Annotated in this window: 16 protein-coding genes and 1 riboswitch; of the genes, 3 read left to right on the plus strand and 13 right to left on the minus strand. The window is 56.7% G+C overall.

Features of this window, described 5'->3' with window-relative positions:
• Positions 1–55: 55 nt before the first annotated feature.
• The 5 genes from ACP_RS02740 to zwf all read right to left on the minus strand — a co-directional run bounded on the left by ACP_RS02740 (position 56) and on the right by zwf (position 6,877).
• The gene (locus ACP_RS02740) at positions 56–370 is read right to left on the minus strand and encodes a hypothetical protein (protein WP_015895754.1); all 315 of its coding nucleotides are present in this window, start codon (positions 368–370) and stop codon (positions 56–58) included.
• Positions 371–469: 99 nt separating this feature from the next.
• Positions 470–1,396 (minus strand): M48 family metallopeptidase, encoded by a 927-nt coding sequence (locus tag ACP_RS02745; RefSeq protein ID WP_238525631.1) that lies wholly within the window; start codon positions 1,394–1,396, stop codon positions 470–472.
• A 404-nt stretch (positions 1,397–1,800) separates the two neighbouring features.
• A complete protein-coding gene (locus ACP_RS02750) occupies positions 1,801–2,343 on the minus strand; it encodes a hypothetical protein (protein WP_238525632.1) in 543 nt (180 codons plus the stop codon).
• Positions 2,344–2,539: 196 nt separating this feature from the next.
• Positions 2,540–5,044: a TonB-dependent receptor gene (locus ACP_RS02755; RefSeq protein ID WP_169305897.1), complete on the minus strand. Its 2,505-nt coding sequence runs from the start codon at positions 5,042–5,044 to the stop codon at positions 2,540–2,542.
• Positions 5,045–5,071: 27 nt separating this feature from the next.
• Positions 5,072–5,308, minus strand: a riboswitch (cobalamin riboswitch).
• Positions 5,309–5,509: 201 nt separating this feature from the next.
• Positions 5,510–6,877: a glucose-6-phosphate dehydrogenase gene (zwf, locus tag ACP_RS02760; protein ID WP_015895758.1), complete on the minus strand. Its 1,368-nt coding sequence runs from the start codon at positions 6,875–6,877 to the stop codon at positions 5,510–5,512.
• A gap of 196 nt (positions 6,878–7,073) precedes the next feature.
• Between zwf and ACP_RS02765 the strand changes: the two genes are divergently transcribed.
• The 3 genes from ACP_RS02765 (at position 7,074) to ACP_RS17110 (ending at position 10,041) form a co-directional block, all read left to right on the plus strand.
• Complete coding sequence (locus ACP_RS02765) at positions 7,074–7,859, plus strand: SGNH/GDSL hydrolase family protein (protein ID WP_202944485.1); 786 nt, start codon at positions 7,074–7,076, stop codon at positions 7,857–7,859.
• Between the two features lie 46 nt (positions 7,860–7,905).
• A complete protein-coding gene (locus ACP_RS02770; protein WP_015895761.1) occupies positions 7,906–8,967 on the plus strand; it encodes a glycosyl hydrolase family 18 protein in 1,062 nt (353 codons plus the stop codon).
• Positions 8,968–9,087: 120 nt separating this feature from the next.
• On the plus strand, positions 9,088–10,041 hold the full coding sequence (locus ACP_RS17110; RefSeq protein WP_169305898.1) for a BON domain-containing protein: 954 nt from the start codon (positions 9,088–9,090) through the stop codon (positions 10,039–10,041).
• Between the two features lie 91 nt (positions 10,042–10,132).
• On the opposite strand, the gene ACP_RS02780 is transcribed toward ACP_RS17110, so the two are convergent.
• The 8 genes from ACP_RS02780 to ACP_RS02815 form a co-directional block, all read right to left on the minus strand.
• Positions 10,133–11,863: a thiamine pyrophosphate-binding protein gene (locus ACP_RS02780; RefSeq protein WP_015895763.1), complete on the minus strand. Its 1,731-nt coding sequence runs from the start codon at positions 11,861–11,863 to the stop codon at positions 10,133–10,135.
• A gap of 64 nt (positions 11,864–11,927) precedes the next feature.
• Positions 11,928–12,914, minus strand: a complete 987-nt coding sequence (locus tag ACP_RS02785) for an NAD-dependent epimerase/dehydratase family protein (protein WP_015895764.1) — start codon at positions 12,912–12,914, stop codon at positions 11,928–11,930.
• Between the two features lie 22 nt (positions 12,915–12,936).
• A complete protein-coding gene (gene rfbG / locus ACP_RS02790) occupies positions 12,937–14,013 on the minus strand; it encodes a CDP-glucose 4,6-dehydratase (RefSeq protein ID WP_015895765.1) in 1,077 nt (358 codons plus the stop codon).
• A 3-nt stretch (positions 14,014–14,016) separates the two neighbouring features.
• Positions 14,017–14,790, minus strand: coding sequence for a glucose-1-phosphate cytidylyltransferase (gene rfbF / locus ACP_RS02795; protein WP_015895766.1), 774 nt, complete (start codon positions 14,788–14,790; stop codon positions 14,017–14,019).
• Between the two features lie 109 nt (positions 14,791–14,899).
• Positions 14,900–15,355: a GtrA family protein gene (locus ACP_RS17115; RefSeq protein ID WP_169305899.1), complete on the minus strand. Its 456-nt coding sequence runs from the start codon at positions 15,353–15,355 to the stop codon at positions 14,900–14,902.
• 43 nt (positions 15,356–15,398) lie between these two features.
• Positions 15,399–16,337 (minus strand): glycosyltransferase family 2 protein, encoded by a 939-nt coding sequence (locus tag ACP_RS02805; protein ID WP_015895767.1) that lies wholly within the window; start codon positions 16,335–16,337, stop codon positions 15,399–15,401.
• 37 nt (positions 16,338–16,374) lie between these two features.
• Positions 16,375–17,706, minus strand: coding sequence for a lipopolysaccharide biosynthesis protein RfbH (rfbH, locus tag ACP_RS02810; protein WP_015895768.1), 1,332 nt, complete (start codon positions 17,704–17,706; stop codon positions 16,375–16,377).
• A gap of 33 nt (positions 17,707–17,739) precedes the next feature.
• Positions 17,740–19,311 (minus strand): glycosyltransferase family protein, encoded by a 1,572-nt coding sequence (locus ACP_RS02815; RefSeq protein ID WP_169305900.1) that lies wholly within the window; start codon positions 19,309–19,311, stop codon positions 17,740–17,742.
• Positions 19,312–19,323: the final 12 nt, after the last annotated feature.

Here is a 19,323-nt window from a genome sequence, read left to right on the forward strand (position 1 = left end):
TCTGCACTTTGTCGCCGCCCGAACTATACTGCCCGCCGAACCGTCTGCAGAGAGATCAGAGTTGCTGACGCCACCACGGAGTCTTCTCTGAACTGATGTAGACAGTGCGGCCGCCGCGCGCCAGCCAGAAGTCGTACTCAGCATTTTCTGCGAACTGCGAGCACGGGGGCCAGCTGTCGTCGATTTCGAGATGTGTTGGGCCGTTCGGACCGACCAGCGTGATCTGGCCGTTGCCACAGTTGACGACCTTCTGCCGCATGAGCGAAAAGGTAGCCCCTTTGGGCGTGACGTCCTGTGAGAGCTCGTTGGCGTATTTGGTGAGGAATAATGTCGCCACGATCAGTACGGTCCAAAGCAGGATTCTACGCATCTGGTTCCCTTGGCCGTCTCCCGATCCACTGCAGGACGGCTTTTGCAATCTACCCCTAAATTAGCACTCCTCGCGGAAATGACTATTCCACTTTCGTGACTAGTTGGAGGTACCGTCGATCTGCTGACGGTGCAAGGTGGGAGGCTCTTCGCTGCCGGGATTATTGGTGCTCGCGCGCCGCAGCGAGGGGCGCTGACTCTTTGGCGGGGCGTGCAGCTTGCGACGGTTTTCAATGCGAGCGAGCCGTGCCTTGACCTGCTCAAACTCCGAAGTGTCTTCAAGATACTCGCGGCGCGGCGGCAGAATATGGGCGATCTCCTGCTCGGTGGCCTCAATACGGTCGGGCGTTTGCGGATGGGTGTCGAAAGCGCGCGCAATGATGCCGGGCTTCTGCTTCTCCAGCGCCTCGATCTTTTCAAAGAAAGAAATCATGGCTGTCGGATCGTAGCCGGTGCGATAGAGATATTGGACACCGAGATAGTCCGCCTGCGCCTCGAACTCCCGCGAGAACTGCAGGAAGGTAATCGGAATGGCTAGATTTGCCGCCTCGTAAATGCCATAGCCAGCCCACCCTCCCATGAAGATGAGCGGCACGCTACCAATCTGGGCGTAGTGCATGCGCGTCATTTCACGTGCGGCATGGTGCGCGGCGACGTGGGCAATCTCATGCGCCATGACAGCAGCGAGTTCGGCTTCGTTGTCCGCAGCGAGAATCAAGCCCGAGTTGACATAGAAGAAGCCGCCCGGCAGCGCGAAGGCATTGATCTGGTTGGAGTCAATGACCTTGATGGTGAACGGCACCTTGGCATCGGAGTTCTTCACCAGATTCTGGCCAATGCGATTGATGTACTCGTCCACGACGGGATCTTTGATGAAGTGAGTGCTCTTGTCGATCTCGGCGGCGTACTGCTGGCCCATCTCAATTTCGGCGCGCTCGCCGTACCAGTTGCCGAGACCGCGGCCGCCGATCTTGCGATCTCCAACCGCGTTGACGTCTTGAATGCTGCCTCGCCTGACACCCGGCATCACTCCGTCAGGGCGGGGCTGAACGCCCTGAGGCGGGAGCTGCGGGTTGGGGATGGGCTGCACTGCGGGAGGCCGGTTTTTATCGTTATTATTGTGGCTATCTTCAGCCGGCTGCTCTTGCAGAGCAACTGCAGATGCGGCCGTGCCGGTGGTGGTTTGCGGGGCTGAAAAAGCAGGCAGGAGCTGAGCGGGAGCTGTTAGCGGAAGGCTGAGCGCGACGCACAGAAGCAGGCCATGAGAGATACATCGGGCTCTCTGGTGTGAGAGAAGATGCCTGCGCTTTGCCATCACCATGCCGAGACTCCATGCCAGAACTTCAGGCTGAGACTTCGCTACTTTCGCGGCCTCTTCAGTATGCGCCGCCGGGCAGAAACTTTGCTGCCCGACAGGCAGCGCGGCTCGCTTCAATTCAACTGCTGCAGGCGCGCAATGAGTTTCTGCGCCAGATTTTCGCCACTCTCTGACCACAACAGCCGTGTCGCGGCGCCTGCATTCTTCTGCATCAGGGTCGTCAGATCCACAAGCTTCTGCACATTTTTTTTGACGTAAGCGGCGCTCTCAGCGCTCAGGGCGACCTCTTCCTGAAGAAATGGCGTGTCGGTGCCGAGGTCAATGCGAATCTGTCCGTTCTGATCAAAGGATCCTTCATCAAATTGCGGGCCGAAGCCTGTGACGCGCACCACGCGCGGTTCGAGCTTCCAACCCGGCTCTTCCCCGCCCTCTTCGCTGGGCGTCCAAAGCTCCCACTCCACCTCAAACTCGTAGGCATAGTCCTCATGCAGAGCTTCCATGGCGCGAGCGATGGCTTGAGCGGGTTCCGCGTTCTCCTCAGGGTCTTTGTCGCTATGCACCCACTGATAGATGGGTGACTCATTCCAGCTGAGAGGATAGACGGTCGCAGCCTTCACTTTGTCAGTACCGCCGAGAGCAGCAAACTGCTGCAGCACTCGGTCGAGTGCCCCAGGAAGCTGTGGGAATCGAAAATTTGCGTACCAGAGACTCAGATAAAGCTGATCGGCCATACTACCCAGTATAAATTTCAGCAGCGAATGGCGGAAATTACTCCCGTGCCGCGTCACAAACAGAACAGCCCCGGACGGAACCGTGTCCGGGGCTGTGGCTTTCTGCGAGCGGGCTGCTCAGCTACTGATTCGGCTCATGGCCGAGCGCGATGCGCAGGCCGGTGCGGAAATTAAAGGGCAGCGAGGTGTATCCGATGGGTGCGATGTGCTGGTCGCTGGTGAGATTGTTGAGCTGCGTATAGAACTGCGTGCGGCGGCCCACCTGATAGGTCAATGCCAGATCAAGCTTGGCATAACCGTGATCGAGGTTGCGATTGGGCAGCAGCAGGTTACTGCCGTCCGGCGCGCCGGCGTAGTCGCCAAGAAACGTCGAGTCATCGCTGCGGCTGGCGTAAGCGCCGGTCAAAACGCCGGTCCACTTGTTGCCGGTGTAGGTCACCGAGGTGAAGCCGGTGTGCGGCGGCCTGCGGAAGGGTCGCGCGCCGACCAAGGGATTGTAGGCGCCGATGGGAATGTTGGGGAAGTTGGCATTGAAGCTCGGCGAGAGCGCATCTGAGGTGAAGGACTTCTGTACGACCGCATCGGTGTAGGTGTAGCCGGTGCGCACGAAGATGTTGGCGTTAACGCCGTATTGCAGCTCAGCATCGATGCCCTGCGAGCGGAAGGCCTGCGAATTCACATAGAGCGAGTATGCGCCGTCTGCATTGAGTTGAGCTTCGAGCAGCTTTTGCTGCGCGGTGCTCAGGTTGGGTAGAAGCTGCGGAATCAGTGCGGCTCCGACAGACTCGACCTGATTGCCGAATTCATCATGGAAGTAATCGAGACGAAGCAGGACGTGCTGGTTGAAGAGATTCTGCTCCACACCGCCGTCATAGGTACGTGCCAGCTCCGCGCCAATGGGGCTGATGTGATCGGCGGCTACGGTCTGCTGCCCACCATTCTTGTTCAGGAAGTCATAGAGCGAACCGAGTTGCTGCAGCAGCGTCGGCTCCTGATAGCCCTTGGCATAATTGAAGGTCACGCGGGTTCCGTCAAAGATGCCCTTGCCCGGCTTGATGAGGTAATAGGACGCGCCCACGCGCGGCGCGCCGACGGTTCCGTAGAGATCGTTTTTCTCAATTGTGCCGCTGGCCGTGTAGAAGAGGCGGTTGTTCAACTGGCCGTTCAACTGGCCGTTGTAGTCGTAGTTGGCGCGCTCGAGCTGGTCGTTGAGGAAGTAGGCCTGCGAATACTCAGAGCCACGCTCATCTTCAAAGCGAAAGCTGCCGGTGAGCACCAGTGCCGGGCTGAGGGTGTAGTTGGTCTGCGCGTAGAGATCGTCGCGCAGATTGGCGTTGTCAATCACATTGGGATAGACGCCGTAATTGGCAGGCGAGTAGTTCATGATGGCCTGTCCGGTGACAGAGTAGCCGTTCGCGCCGCGAATCGTGACGACATTGCCGTAGTAGTTCCCGCCTTCGTAGTCGGGCGTCAGATTGCCTGCCGGGTAAAAGACCTCAGACTGCTCGCGCTTGCGCACAAGACCATAGCGCACCAGGCCGGTCCAGGCGCCGTTGAAGGAGTGGGTCAGCGTGCTCGAGAGAAAAGTATCCTGATCGGACTCTTTGCCGTCGTTCGAGAGGCCAAAGAAGGCATACGTGCCGGGCAGATCGGTCGCGCGGTTGATTTGGTGGACGATGACGCGCAGGCCGGTGTTGGCGCTGAGGTCATAGCCAAGATTCGCGACGGAGGTGATGAGGTGATACTCATCGTTCGGGATGGAGTTCTGCGTCTGCAGGTCGCTGAAGGCCCCGTAATAGTCAAGATTGTTGCGCATGCCGCCCAGTTGCACCTGGTTGCGGTAAGTGCCGAAGTTGCCGCCGTCGCCCTCGTAGAGCAGGCTGGGAAAGGGCGTGCTGCCCTGTGGCGTCGTGAAAGCAATGACCCCGGCGGCGGCATCGGCGCCGTAGAGCACGCTGTCAGGGCCGCGATAGGCCTCGACATGATCGATGCCCGTGGTGGCGAGCATGGAATAGTCAAACTGGCCCCCGATGTCTTCAATGGGCACGCCGTCGAGGATGACACGATTGGCGTTGGAGTTGCCGCCGTGAATGAAGACTGAGGTGATGGCGCCGCGCTGGCCTGACTGCACCACATTGAGTCCCGGCAACTGACGCAGAGCATCCACCATACCGGCGCGGTTTTTGAAATCGGTAAAGCCAAGCGCACTCACAGGGGCTGAGACCTGCGCCTGCGGCGTGGGGTTTCCGGTAGCGGTGACGATCACCTGCTGCCGCACCCAGGCCGGCTCCAGCGTGACATTCTGCACCACGTCATCGAGCTTGCCCGCATAAAAGCTCTGCGTGGTGATCTGGCGAAACGAGTTCCCTGTCGCCAGCACGTAAAAGCGGCCGCTCAGCCCACTGAGCAGCTCGTAGCTGCCGTCGGCATGCGAGCGGGTCACCTTGACGACGTGGCCGTTGTGCATGAGCGTGACGATGGCGTTGGGAATGACCTCGCCCACAGGATCAGTAATCGTGCCATGCACGGTGACGGCGCGGGCGGCGCAGGGCGCCAGCAAGGCGAGAGAAGATGCGCAGAGATAGACAGCCAGCCGGCGAGCCGCACGGCAAAAAGCATGAGCCATAGTGTCCTCCGTTCCCCTCGGAACGCGGTGAAAAAGGCGCATGGGACCGGTCTCCTGACTTAGGCGCTCATTCCCTGTGGAATCGAAGCCGGGCGGCATCGCGGAATCACCTTCCCGGAGCATCTGCTCCAGTGGCATCCTACGCCCGGACCTCTGTGTGCCCTCTGTATTCAACAGACGAGAAAGCACACGAACGCGCTTACAGTTGCGGGGCAGTGGCGGATTTTCACCGCCTTCCCGAACATCCCAAAGCGTTTACGAATAACAACGGAGCAGAAGGGCGTAGAACCAGCCTTCCGCAGAAGTTTCCGGGCAACGCCGGAATCTCTTTTTATAACCGTGCCGTAACACGGTGTCAAAATTTTTGACCGCCGCGAAAAGCTCACGAGACGCACAAAAACAGAAGCCGGAGCCAGCGTGCGTAACTGCACCCGGTCTCCGGCCTTGCGGCTCAAATACAAGAGGTTAGCGCGGGTTCAACCAGCCGCCAACATCCTCAGCCAGCCGATTCGCCTCTACAGGACCCCAGGTTCCCGGCTTGTAGCCATGCACCTGCGGCCGATGTTGCAGAACGTCGTCCAGCAGTTCCCACGAGCGCTCAACATAATCTTCACGTGCAAACCACACCGGATTGCCACAAGCCGCGTCATCGAGCAGTTCCTCGTACGGCAGCAGGTCGAGTTCCCCGCACTGCTGCTCGGCATTCAGCTCGGTCATGCAGCCGCGCAGACGCTCGCCTGCTTCTTTGATCGAAGCGCCGATGGCGATCTCAGGCTTGGGGCTGAGGCGAAAACGCACATAGTTCTGCGGCGTCACCGTCTCTGAGAAAACAGGCGGCGTCTGCCGCAGTTTGGCGGTGATTTCAGTCGCGGTGATGGGCAGGTTTTTGCCGGTCCGAATCAGGAACGGCACATCACGCCAGCGCCAGGAATTGACATGCACTCGGAGCGCCGCAAAGGTCTCCACATTGGATTGCTGCTTGACGCCCGGCTCATCGTGATAACCCTCGAACTGGCCCAGCACCACATCCTCAGGGCGAATGGGCTGCACGCTCTTGAGTACCTTGGCGCGCTCATCGCGCAGCGCTTCCACGTCGGGGCACGGAGGCGCCTCCATGGCGATATTGCTCAGCAACTGCATGAGGTGGTTCTGCACCACGTCGCGGATGGCGCCCACGCCGTCGTAGAACGCGCCGCGGCCCTGGATGCCAAACTGCTCGGCCATCGTGATCTGCACCGACTCGACGTACTGGCGGTTCCAGACCGGCTCAAGAATCGAGTTGGCGAAGCGGAAGAAGATGAGATTCTGCACCGCATTTTTGCCCAGGTAGTGATCGATGCGGTAGATGTTCTCTTCAGGGAAATACTGATGAATCTTGTCATTCAGCGCGGCGGCCGATTGTCTGTCATGGCCAAAGGGCTTTTCGATCACGACGCGCGCACCCTCGGCGCAGCCCGACTCCTTGAGGTGCTGGATGACGACCGCGAAGAGGCTGGGAGGAATCGCGAGGTAGTGGAGCGGAGACTTTGCGTCCCCAAGCGCGGCCCGCACCTGGCGAAAGGTTCCAGGATCGGCGTAGTCGCCGTCTACATATTTCATGCGGTCGAGCAGCTTGGCCAGCCCCTCAGGATCGATGCCGCCGTGCTTTTCCACGCTGTCTTTGGCGCGTGCCTTGAGTTGATCGAGGTTCCAGCCAGCTTTCGCTACGCCGATGACCGGGCCCACCAAGCGGTCGCGCTTGGCCAGCCTCTGCAATGCGGGAAAAATCTGTTTGTAAGCCAGATCTCCCGTTGCGCCGAAGAACACTAATGCGTCTGAGTGTTGAGTCTCCATTCGCCTTCCTTTGTAAACCTTCCCCTGTTGGATGTCACTACAAGCCGGAAAGGGGCAACAGAAACCGCCGCACGCCGTGATGCCGGCCATATCGTTGGCAGAGTGGCACGATCGGCCACGGATTCTGTAAAAAGGATGCGACCGGCACATTCAGTTCCAGCCACACTCTGGCTGCTTCTATCGGAGGATTTCCCGCATGCTGAAGAAATTTGCCTTGTTCTCTGTGATGGCTTCCATCTGCTGTGCGCCCACGCTGGCCGCAAACACTCCGCAATCGACCACCGCCACCACGGCTACGGCTGCTGCGCCTTGCAATCCGCAGGAGTTCGCGAAGATGAAAAAGACCCTGCAGGATTGGCCCGATCTGGCGCGCTACCGTAAGGCCGACGTGGAACTGCCTCCTCCTGCGGCGGGCGTATCACGTGTGGTCTTCATGGGCGATTCCATCACTGACATCTGGGGACGCATGAAGGGCACAGGCGAGTTCTTTCCGGGCAAGCCTTATGTGAATCGCGGCATCAGCGGGCAGACAACGCCACAGATGCTCATCCGCTTTCAGCAGGACGTGGTGAATCTGCATCCGGCCGTCGTGCTGATTCTTGCCGGCACGAATGACATTGCGGGCAACACTGGGCCCACCACCAACAACATGATTGAGAACAACTACCGCTCCATGGCTGAAATTGCAGAAGCCAATCACATCAAGGTGATCTTTGCTTCCATCACGCCAGCGGCGGCTTATCCATGGCGGCCTGGCATTGATCCGGTGCAGCGCATTCATGAGGTGAACGAATGGCTGCGGCAGTACTGCAAGCAGAATGGATTCGTCTACCTCGACTATTACGACGCGCTGGCGCTGCCCAACGGCGCCATGAAGCCGGGCATCTCGTTTGACGGCGTTCACCCAAATGCGAAGGGATTCGCCATCATGGCTCCTTTGGCGGAAGAGGCGATTCATAAGGCACTGCAGAGCGGTCAATAGCTACTCTTCATCCCGTCTTTAGATGTTTTTGTGAAAGGATTGTGCCATGAAACGCTTGTTTGTCGCAGCTCTGGTTCTTCTGGTAACGTTCCCTCTCGCCGCCCAGGCCCGCACGCGCTCTCTCTTCTACATGCTGCGCGACCGCGCTTCGGTCGAGAGCTTTGAGGCGCACAAGAGCCAGATCGACATTCTCGTGCCCGCCTGGTATTCGGTCGATGCGACCGGTCTGGTCGCCGGCGAGCCGGACCCAGTAGTGATGCGCGACGCGAAGGCGGCGCACATTCCTGTCATTGCGCTGATGGGACTGGCCAATCAGAAAGAGCTGCATACCCTTCTGCACTCGCCCACGGCGCAGGCCGCCATGAATGCCGGAATGGTGGAGGCCTCGAAGACGTATGGCTATGCCGGCTTCCAGATCGACTTTGAGAATGTTTTGTGGACGGATCGCGACGCGCTCTCAGCCCTCGTAAAGACCAGCGCCGATGTGATGCATCGCGCGGGCCTGCAACTGGAGATCGCAACCGTGCCCAATGCTCCGGGCTATCCCGGAGAGACGGCATTTTCGCGCTGGATGTTCACCAACTGGCGCGGCGCTTATGACCTGAAGGCGTTGGCGCAGTCGGCCGACCTCATCTGCCTGATGACTTATGACCAGCACACCCGCTGGACGGTTCCGGGCCCCGTAGCGGGCTGGCAGTGGACGTTGGAAAACCTGAAGTATGCCTTGAAGGTTGTGCCCAAAGACAAGCTATCTCTTGGGATTCCGCTCTACGGCTATCACTGGTATACCGGCGATCCCGGCTTCGGCAAGGAGCACGCTTCCCCGCATCCAACGGCTGACTATATTTCGGGACGGAATGCGCTTTTCCTGTTGAACACCTATCATGGCCACCAGGAATGGGACCCCGTGGATCACGCAACCGACTTCTGGTTTTATCGCGATCAGATGCGTGAGTGGGTCTTCTACACCGACCAGCGCACCTTTGCCGCGCGCTACGATCTGGCGAAGCAGTACGGGATTTGGGGATTCTGCTCATGGGTGCTTGGGCAGGAAGATCCGGATATCTGGAAGGTGATTCCGGCTCATCCTCAGACGGCGAAGCAGTAGCCCTCGCAAGCAGGCCCCAACTTTTTCGCGACCAATGCTCTTCGTCTAGAATCAGAGAGTTGAGGTGTGATTATGCTTCGCTCGCTTCGCGCTTTTGCTTTATGTGCTGCTCTTGTGCCCATGGCCGTTCATGCACAGACTCACCGGCCGACCGACCATCAGGTGCTAATTCAGGTAAGCCGCACGCTTGCCACCGAACCTGCCTTTAACGGCATGACCATCATTCCTTCGGTCTCGCACGGGGTGGTCACGCTCACCGGCAATGTGACCAGCTATGCCGCCAAGGTGCTGGCCTCGACAGAGATCTCCAACATCAACGGCGTCAAGACGGTTTTGAATAACCTCAACGTGGTGCCTGCCGGCTCGGAATCACAACCGGCAGCATCGGAGCCGAGCACGCCTCCACCGCCGCCTCCGGCACAGGACCAGAATCAGGCAGCCCCGAGCGACCAGTTCGCGAGCATGCGGAGTCTGAATGTTCCGGCAGGAACGGTACTGCCCGTGCGCCTGGTGGAGCAGATCAACACCAAGTCGGCACAAGCGAACGATCCGTTTCACGCGACGCTGCTCTCTGACATCACGCACAAGGGCTACGTGCTGATCCCTCGCGGAACAGTGTTTGTGGGCCGTGTCATCAGCGCCAAAGCGGCCGGCCGGTTTGCCGGCTACCCTGAGCTGTCACTGGAGTTGATCAGCTTTACGCTGAATACGCCACAAGGGCAACAGCAGATGGGGCTGATCACCGATCCACTTTCCAGTGAAGGCAAGGGACGCGGTAAAAATACGGCAGTGAAGGCCGGGGGCGGCGCGGCGCTGGGCGCAATCATCGGCGCGCTGGCCGGCGGCGGCGAAGGCGCGGCGATCGGCGCGCTCTCAGGCGGAGCGCTGGGCGCGGGCACCAATATTCGCCGCGGCGAAGAGATCGTGCTGCAGCCGGAACAGCGGCTCGACTTCAAGGTGCAGGCTCCGGCGGCAGTGCCGGTCTATCTGAATCAGGACGGGCAGCAGATCATTCCAAATCCGGCCACCACTCCGCAATTGCAACAGCGCCAGAACGACAGCCAGCAGCAGTAGCTCGTACTGAAAGCCAAAAATCCCCCTTCATAGGAAGGGGGATTTTTCTTTCCTCCAGACAATTTTGCCTCCAGTGAACAGGCCAGCCGGTTTAGGTCCCTTCCATCGCGATGGGCTTTTCCTGCGGCTCCATGGAGGTCATTCCTTTGCCAAAAGCCAACTTGGGATAAGCATTTGCATTGGGAGATACCATCACCTGCAACAGAGCCGGACTCTGATGATCGGCGAAGAGCCATTCCGACGCGGAAGCTATCTGCGTGGGATCGGAGATGCTTTTGGATGGAATGCCATAAGCCTTGGCAACCGCCTCAAAATCCGGAGCCGTGTATCCCCAAAGAGTAGACCGGTAGCGTCCCTTGAAATAGGACTCCTGAAATTGGCGGACCATCCCCAGGCAGTTGTTATTCACCACCACGATTTTGATCGGGAGTCCAAGGCGGGCAACGGTCTGCAACTCCTGAATATTGCATTGAAAGCCACCGTCACCGGCAATTACCACGACTGGTTGGCCCGCAAGGGCAATGGCGGCGCCGATACCAGCCGGCAAGGCAAAGCCCATCGAACCCATGCCCCCAGAGGTGAGAAAGCGCTGGTCGTCCGCAATTTCAAGCGATTGCGCGGCCCACATCTGGTGCTGGCCCACGTCCACCACATAGGCTCCGGCCGAAGCGCCGGCTTGCGACAGGCCGTGCATAAAGCTGTTAGGGTTGATCCCCTGAAGATCGGGTATCTCCTGCGTATCAGGCCAACGCCGGCGCAAGGCTGCAATCTCGCCAAGCCAATGCATACAGTTCGCGGCAACAGTGTCGCGGATGGGAAGCAGCATCTCATGCAAGGCAAGAAGTGCCGGCCTCAGCTCACCCAGAATCGCGTGGCAACCCGTGACGCGGTTGTTCATCTCACCGGCGTCGCAATCCAGATGAAATATCTGCCGTCCTTCTTTGAACCCCTGCGTATCCGCACCCGTCTGCCGCACATCCAGCCGGCTGCCGACCACCACAAGAAGGTCACATTGAGAAATGGCCAGGTTAGACCAGCGGTTCCCATAACTGCCGATCATGCCCGCATTGAGCGTATGCGACCATGGCAACGCATCCACGCCCATCAGCGAATGCACAACAGGGATGGAAAGCATCTCCACCATCTGGCGGAATTCAGCGGTGACGCGGCCCGCGCGAACCCCGCCTCCTGCAAGAACAAGAGGCCTTTGTGCCTTGAGCAAAGCCTCTTTTAGCGCCACAAGATCCCGCTCCTCTGGCAGCAGAGGAGCATCCGCAGCATGATGCATGAGCCATTCCGGTTCCACATTCTCTCGCTGCACATCCATGGGGATATCAATCAGCACCGGGCCGGGCCGCTTGTCCGTCGCCAGCCGGAATGCGCCATGGAGAGTGTTGGGCAGGTCGCGCACATCCTGCACCAACACGGAGTGCTTGGTGACCGGCCGCGCCATGGAAACAATATCGGTTTCCTGAAATCCCAACTGCCTGACGGCTCGGTTTCCCTTCTGCTCATGCCGGTTTACCTGCCCAGTAATGAAAACCGCGGGACTGGAATCAAAATAGCAACTGCCCACACCTGTCAGCAGATTGGTGGCCCCCGGCCCGCTGGTCGCCATGGCAACGCCGGGAATACCAGTAATCTTTCCGACAGCCTCAGCCGCAAAGGCTGCGCCCTGCTCGTGATGCATGCTGACGATAGGAACCTCGCCCTGGACAAATACCGAGTCGATCATGTGCGTGATCATGCCACCGACCAGCTCAAAAACCGCCGCGACCCGTTGTTGCTGCAGCACGGACGCAATGTAGTCAGATGCCTTCATGATTCTTATCCCCTCGCGTGCCAGAAGATTGAATGGAGTGGACGGGCTGAAACCGGCGCGCTGTTCAGTTCTGCGCTGCTGTTTCCCGCGCCCTTCTATCCATGGACAAAAAGGACTTGCGATGCCACATCACGGTTTCGGCCAAGCCAGAAGCCAGCTCCACCCGCGGAGACCAGCCCGTCGCCAACCTAAGTTTTTCAATGTCACCTTCAAGATGAGCGGGGTCGCCAAGCCTCGCGGCTAACTCACCAAATCCAAGAGAAATCGATGGCGCGATCAGATCGCGCACATTCTCCATGATGCTTCTCAACCGCACGGCCTGGCCCGATGCGACGTTGTAGATGCCATGAGCATCCGGATTCGCAACCGCAGCATAAAAGGCACGCACCGCATCCTCAACATACAAGTAGTCCCACATTTGCTCCCCAGATGTCAGCGCCATCGGCCGCCCCTCGAGCAGGCTCTGAATGAGCGTAGGCAGCATGTGAAAGGTGTTGTCCATCGGACCATAGACTGAGAAGATGCGGAACCAGAGAGCGCGCATGCCAGCCGCCTCGCAAAATTGGTTCATGAGCATCGACAGGCAATACTTTGCAATGCCGTAAGGCGTACAAGGCTTCGGTTGCAGTGACTCGTCAATTCGGTGAGAACAGGGACCGTACTCCGCCTGTGAACCTGTGCCGGCAAACACACGCACCCGCGCCTCGCGGCTGAGTTCCAGCAAGCGCAGAGCAGCCGTGACGTTGCGTGTCATCTGACCGGCTGCATCGCGATCGGCTGCGGAAACTCCCTCCCACGCCAGATGAAAAACTACCTCGGGCTGAAAGTCGAGAAACTGCCTGCGCCAGCCTTCGGGCTGACTGATATCTCCATACACGTGCAGCAGGACATTCTCCACATCATGGATGCGCCAAAGATTGCTCCTGGTGCGGCGCAGAATCGCCACTTCATGTCCTTGTTGCAGCAGCAGCCGGACCAAAAATGAACCCAGATGCCCTGTCGCGCCTGTTACAAACCATCGGGTTGCCGGTGCCGCTCCTTTATCACTCAAAGCTTTCACTCTCCGCGCCCTTTTATGCCATCTCGATACAAGCCCGCTCGCAGTAGGCCAATATCTGCTGCAAGGTGATGGCGCGAGCTGAAGCTCCCGCGAGATAAGCCCGATACCAACTTACCGTCATGTCAAGTGCGTCTTCCAGATGCAAAAGCGGGCGCCAGGGGAGCTCCGCTGCGGCCTTTGACCAGTCCAGCTTCAGCATCTTCGCCTCATGAACATGCTCCCCGCTGTCATGGAGCCAGCGCGCTTCCTTATCCCATCGCTCAATGAAGTAATCCGCTATCCATCGAACTGGCTTGGCATCTGAGGCATCCGGACCGAAATTCCAGGCGCTGGAAAATTGACTGCCAGACTCATAGAGCCGTTCGGCAAGCCGCAAATATCCACGCAGTGGCTCGAGAACATGTTGCCAAGGCCGCACGGCATCTGGATTCCTGAGCCGTACAGCCGCCCCGGCGCTGAATCCTCGAAACATATCCGCAATCAGGCGGTCCTTTGCCCAGTCGCCTCCGCCGATCACATTGCCGGCTCGGGCGGATGCAACTCCGACAGTTCCACCACTTGCAGCGGGAGCTGAGAAAAACGATCTCTGGTAGGCCGATACCACGAGCTCCGCGCATGCCTTGCTGCTGCTGTAGGGGTCCCATCCACCTAACGGATCATTCTCTCGATAGGGCCAGACCCACTCGCGATTCTCATAGCACTTGTCTGTGGTGATGACGACCGTGGACCGCACCTCAGGGCAAGCCTTCACAGCCTCCAGCAAATGAACGGTCCCCATGACGTTGGTCTGATACGTCTCCACCGGCGAGCTATACGATTCGCGTACCAGCGGCTGGGCGGCCAGGTGAAAGACTATCTCGGGGCGATGAGCACCAAGCTCATGCTTCAACCGCTCTTGATCCTTAACATCGGCGAAGACGGTTTCGATGCAGCCGGCAACATCCGCGGCTTCAAAAAGACTGGGATTTGTGGGAGGCGGCAAGGCATACCCTTTTACGTGTGCTCCCATCTGCGAGAGCCATAGAGACAGCCACGCTCCCTTGAAGCCTGTATGACCGGTGACGAATACTCGCTTCCCTTTCCAGAACATTCTTCACCACACCTTCCACGGTGCACTGCCCTGCCGCCAAAGGCTATCCAGCAGGTTACGGTCATGGATTGTATCCATGGACTGCCAGAATCCACGATGCCGGTAGGCACTCACCTGACCATCCCGCGATAAAGACTCCAGTGGTCCGCGCTCCCAGATGGTTCCATCTCCCTCGAGATACTCCTTGACCTTCGGAGACAGCACGAAAAAACCGCCATTAATCCAGTGGCCATCCCCCCGAGGCTTCTCTGTGAACTCCTGAACACTGTCATCTGCGTCGAGCAAAAGAGAGCCATATTTTCCGTTGGGCTGCACTGCCGTCAGCGTGACCAACCGCTGCTGACGCCGGTGAAAAGCCAGCAATTCATCGATATTGATATTGGCGACGCCGTCCCCATAAGTGAAACAAAACGTCTCTTCCCCCTCGAGGTAAGGCAGCACACGCCGCAACCGGCCTCCCGTTTGCGTCTCGGCGCCTGTATCCACAAGAGTAATTTTCCAGTCCTCGCAGTCTGTACGATGCTGTCTTATCTCATTTTTTTTGATGTCAATTGTGATATCCGCGGCATGTAAGGCATAGTTAGCAAAATATTCCTTGATGCAATAACCCTTATAGCCGAGGCAAACGATAAAATCGTTAATCCCGAATGCCGAATAAATCTTGAGGATGTGCCACAGGATGGGACGGCCTCCCACTTCCACCATGGGCTTTGGGCGCATTGTTGTCTCTTCGCTCAATCTGCTTCCAAGTCCACCTGCTAAAATCACTGCCTTCATCACCCCTCCATCTCACTATTGCCCGCCGGGCCGCACCGGACCAGGAGCATTGCAAGGCCGGCATTGACTGTCGACCTTCTGTTCCAATCCAAAACGGAAACCCATCTTTTCATTCAACCGATGGAATACTCGACCGCGCTTTCACCCGAAAAGAGAAGTGCTTATGGCCAAAAAAACTTATCACAACCGTCACGATAGCCATAATTGCTCCGGCTAAATAGGAAGCCCACTGCTGATGCGTCAGTATCCGGCTCAGCAATGGCACCAGCACTGCCAGACCGCCTAGCGTGATCAACAGACTACTGCCGTACACACTCACGACCCGAATCCATTCCGCGAGATAATTTCCCCTGGTACGGAAAACAAACCACTTGTAGACAAAAAATGCCGCGGTGATAGCGATCATGTTCGCAGCAAGACTCGCGACAAGATAGCTATACGGAATACGGCCACTCAACATCCAGTTGAAGAATGCAAACATGCCATAACCAAATACAGTGTTGAACGCTCCTGCAAAAAGGTAGCGAATTACCTGGGCTGTGGATTCTGAAATGCGCCAGATCACCGTGTCCCCACACTCTGTCCAAGTTGCTCTGACCATGAGCACTTCAAAAATTGATCCGTTCCCGCTCTACCACCAGAGGTCGATTCAATGTCGTCGTATGAATGGCACCCACGTACTCACCAATGATTCCCATGGCAATCATCTGAATGGACCCCAGGAAAAACAATCCGATAACGAGAGGTGCAATTCCCACGGAGAATCCAGACCAGAAGATAATCTTATAAATCAGATAAAAAACACCGAGAAAAAAGCTGACCAGTGCTGAGACAAACCCGGCAAAGGTGACTAAACGCAACGGCACCTTGGAAAGATTAGTAATGCCGAGCATCGCAAGGTCATAAAGAGTATAGAAGTTATTCTTCGTAATTCCCCGTTCCCGCCGTTTTTGCGGATAGTAGACCTTGGCCGTCGGCAAACCGATCTCCGCGATCATTCCGCGAAAGTAGGGATACGGATCATGAAAATTCTGCCGCAGAATATCGACAACTTTCCGGTCATAGAGACCAAAACCGGTAAAGTGCTCCATCACTTCCACGCTGGTAAGACGCGCTACGAGCCGATAATAGGCCGTCCGCAGCCGGTAAATCACACCGTTCTCGGCGCTGGAGTTCTTAATGGCGGCAACAATCAGTTTGCCTTTCTCCCACTCATGCACCATCTCGATAAACAATTCCGGGGGATCCTGCAAATCCGCATAGAGGATTCCTACGATGTCGCCTTCTGCCTGCAGAAAGGCATGCATCGGAGACCTCAAGTGGCCGAAATTTCTTGCATTCACTATCACCTTGATTTGCGGGTCGCCACTTGCCATCTCGCGCAACACGGTTACCGTGCCATCACTGGAAGCATTGTCGATAAACAGATGCTGGTACTTGTAACCGGGAAGCTGCGTCATCACCGCCGAGGTTCGCCGGTAAAGCTCGCGTACATTCTGTTCCTCGTTGTAGCAAGGCGTCACAATCGTAATCAGTTTTGTACTCATATGACCCTCCATTACAGAGTTTTTCGTCAAATCACACTCAGAAGCTCTTTGAAAATCGGATAATCGTCTCACAAACAAAATCAAGCATCGGCTCGCTCAGTCCCGGGAAAACGCCCAGCCAGAAGACGTTGCGCATGACAAAATCCGCATTGCGCAGATCAGATACTGTCCTGTATTTCACGTTGCGATAAGCAGGCTGGCGAATCAGATTGCCGCCGAACAGAAGACGTGTGCCGATTTTCTTTCTGTCTAGTTCCTTGATCAATTCATCGCGGGTAAAGGGGGCGTCGTCTCGAACGGCAATTGGAAACCCGAACCAACTCGGCTCCGCGCCGGGTGACGCCTGCGGCAAGATGAGAACATCCTGCATCTCTTCCAGATGCTTGTATAGATACTCGAAGTTCTTGCGCCGGGCAGCAATAAACTCCGGCAGCCGCTGCAACTGTGACAGGCCGATAGCAGCCTGCATATCCGTCATCTTAAGGTTGTAACCAATATGAGAGTAGGTGTACTTGTGGTCATAGCCGTGAGGCAGATCGCCAAGATCCCACTCATAACGCTTGCCACAGGTGTTATCTTTCCCGGGCTCACACCAGCAGTCGCGACCCCAATCACGAAATGATTCCACAAGGCTACGCAGGAGAGGGCTATTCGTCACCACCGCCCCTCCTTCGCCGGTGGTAATGTGGTGCGCCGGATAAAAGCTCAATGTTGCGAGATCACCAAATGTTCCTGCTTTTTTCCCCAGGTATTCCGATCCAAAGGCATCACAGGTGTCTTCCATGAGCCACAGATTGTGCCTTCTGGCAAAAGCCGTCACCTTTTCAAGGTCAAAGACGTTGCCAAGAGTGTGCGCCAAAACGATTGCCCGAGTTCGATCAGAGAGCGCCTGCTCCAGTTGCGTGGTGTCGAGCTGGTAAGTAGGAATCTCTACATCAAGAAATACCGGAATGCAGCCATTCTGAATAATGGGATTCACTGTGGTCGGAAATCCAGCAGCGACGGTGATCACCTCGTCCCCCGCGCGCAAAGCCCGGTCCCCAAGCTTCGGCGAAGTCAGAGCAGAAAATGCGGCCAGGTTGGCCGAAGATCCTGAATTGACCAGAGAAGCCGAACGGACATCAAAGAAGCGGGCAATTTCTTTTTCAAAGAAAGCCGCGTAGGTGCCAGTCGTGAGCCAGCAATCCAGCGATGCCGCAACCAGATTGCGCAAGTCTTGCGCATGAAGAACCTTTCCAGACACCGGAATATGTGTCACTCCAGGAATGAAGTCCTGAGGTAGAAATTTCGCCTGAAAATATTCTTGTGCAAGATCAAGAATCTGGTCACGTAACGTAGCAGTATCCGATGTGCTCAGGGTATTCTCCATTTGCCGATCCATTGACTTTTGATAGTTGCTCTTTTAAGACCGAGGCTTAAGTGTGACTTCGTATAATTCTTTTGCCTGGTAATTGTTCTTAAATTCACCTAGAAATCGCAGCTCATCCCCCTGCGCTAGCAGATAACGAAGTAGCCAGTTCTCCGGGTAGGAGTAACTTCCGAGGACAAGAAACTTTTCGTGCTGCAATTCAAACTCGTTCAGCTTTTCAACGTGAGCACGAAAACCGAAGATTTCTGCAACTTCATCTTCATGCTGGAAAAGAGTGGCATCAGCATATTGGATCGCGCCATTTTGATCGGTAAGGTAGTAGACGCGGTTCAGGAATTGCGGGCTTTCCCGATGGTTCATCTCCACGAAGACGAGTCCGCTGTCGACGACAAATGGAAGTTGCGGATCAATGGATCTCCAATCGACTGCTTGAACTGTCGCGCGATCATGATCCAGCAGGAGCAGCAACAGACTCCGATAGTTTGCAAAGAACAGAAAAGCATATCCAATGACAAATGCCGTAGCGGCTATCCGCTTCCAGTGACTGCGAAAACGCCAGGCGAAGAGCCAAGTAAAAAAAACTACCAGCGGCAATGTCCCCGGCAACGCGTAGCGCAGGAAATATGCAGAGTGCTGCAATTTGAATATGAGCAGCGACAGAAATGGCTCACAGAGGATTCCCCCCAATAAAACAACGTCTTCCGGCCGAAATCTCCACAGGGAGGGCGCGACAACGTCTTCCCGATCGGTACCAGACTCAGCCGCGGGGGGGGATGCACGCGACAGGAGCAGAGCAACCATCATGGAAACGAGCAGGCACGATGTACTACCCGGCAGCTTTGTAAAGAACAACTTCAAATCATGCAAGTTTGCCTGAAATGCAGGCGGAAACAGCATGTGATCGTATCCATGAATCAAGCTGTGATAAACGACCGGAATGATGAATGGAGCAACAAAGGCAAAGGTAAGAGGAAGATCAATCTTTTTGGCTCTGAAGGCTCGCATGGCCTCGGCGGCCCAAAAGGCCGGCAATACCAGCGCCGCCATGAAGTGGGTTCCCATCATGCCAATCGCCAGCATCCATGCGCCGATGAGAGAAATCATGCTTCTTCCAGGTTGCGAAGCCCTCTCCCACGCGATCAGGAGCCAGACAAGAAATGCAATAAACAGGGCGTAAGGCCTGTCCTCATTACACATCCCCCAGAAAGGGGTCTGCCACAGCCACACAACACCAACTACAGCCAGCAATGCGCCAACCTTGCGCCTTAAATAAATGAACAGACCACACGATGCAATAAACCCTGCAAGAAGAGAGGGAATACGAGCCGTGATGGTTGCAGCGCGCCCCGTGGCGAAGGGACCGGCAAGATGCAGGCTCACGTACTCCAGCAAATATGTAATCGGAGGATTGAGATCGATCCTGGGAATGTCACGCAGCATCGTCCCGATACTGGACATTCTGCCAAAGTTGTAAGTAAAGAGTTCGTCGTGCCAGAGAGGACGGTACCAGCAAACAGGAATCAGCAACATCCAATAAGTGACAGCCAGCAACACCCATAGGAGCAGCGGCCTCGCGTCAAGCCACTGACCCAAATCATCCAGCACTCTCAGCCCAGC

This window comes from Acidobacterium capsulatum ATCC 51196 (assembly GCF_000022565.1).
Classification (GTDB): domain Bacteria; phylum Acidobacteriota; class Terriglobia; order Terriglobales; family Acidobacteriaceae; genus Acidobacterium; species Acidobacterium capsulatum.

Bases quoted from the DNA above. Each gene is read 5' to 3' on its own strand.
- zwf (WP_015895758.1), bottom strand. From the start codon at position 6,877: ATGGAGACTCAACACTCAGACGCATTAGTGTTCTTCGGCGCAACGGGA.
- ACP_RS02755 (WP_169305897.1), bottom strand. From the start codon at position 5,044: ATGGCTCATGCTTTTTGCCGTGCGGCTCGCCGGCTGGCTGTCTATCTC.
- ACP_RS02780 (WP_015895763.1), bottom strand. From the start codon at position 11,863: ATGAAGGCATCTGACTACATTGCGTCCGTGCTGCAGCAACAACGGGTC.
- ACP_RS02805 (WP_015895767.1), bottom strand. From the start codon at position 16,337: ATGAGTACAAAACTGATTACGATTGTGACGCCTTGCTACAACGAGGAA.
- ACP_RS02740 (WP_015895754.1), bottom strand. From the start codon at position 370: ATGCGTAGAATCCTGCTTTGGACCGTACTGATCGTGGCGACATTATTC.
- ACP_RS17110 (WP_169305898.1), top strand. From the start codon at position 9,088: ATGGCCGTTCATGCACAGACTCACCGGCCGACCGACCATCAGGTGCTA.
- ACP_RS02745 (WP_238525631.1), bottom strand. From the start codon at position 1,396: ATGCCGGGTGTCAGGCGAGGCAGCATTCAAGACGTCAACGCGGTTGGA.
- ACP_RS02770 (WP_015895761.1), top strand. From the start codon at position 7,906: ATGAAACGCTTGTTTGTCGCAGCTCTGGTTCTTCTGGTAACGTTCCCT.
- rfbF (WP_015895766.1), bottom strand. From the start codon at position 14,790: ATGAAGGCAGTGATTTTAGCAGGTGGACTTGGAAGCAGATTGAGCGAA.
- ACP_RS02765 (WP_202944485.1), top strand. From the start codon at position 7,074: ATGCTGAAGAAATTTGCCTTGTTCTCTGTGATGGCTTCCATCTGCTGT.
- rfbH (WP_015895768.1), bottom strand. From the start codon at position 17,706: ATGGAGAATACCCTGAGCACATCGGATACTGCTACGTTACGTGACCAG.
- rfbG (WP_015895765.1), bottom strand. From the start codon at position 14,013: ATGTTCTGGAAAGGGAAGCGAGTATTCGTCACCGGTCATACAGGCTTC.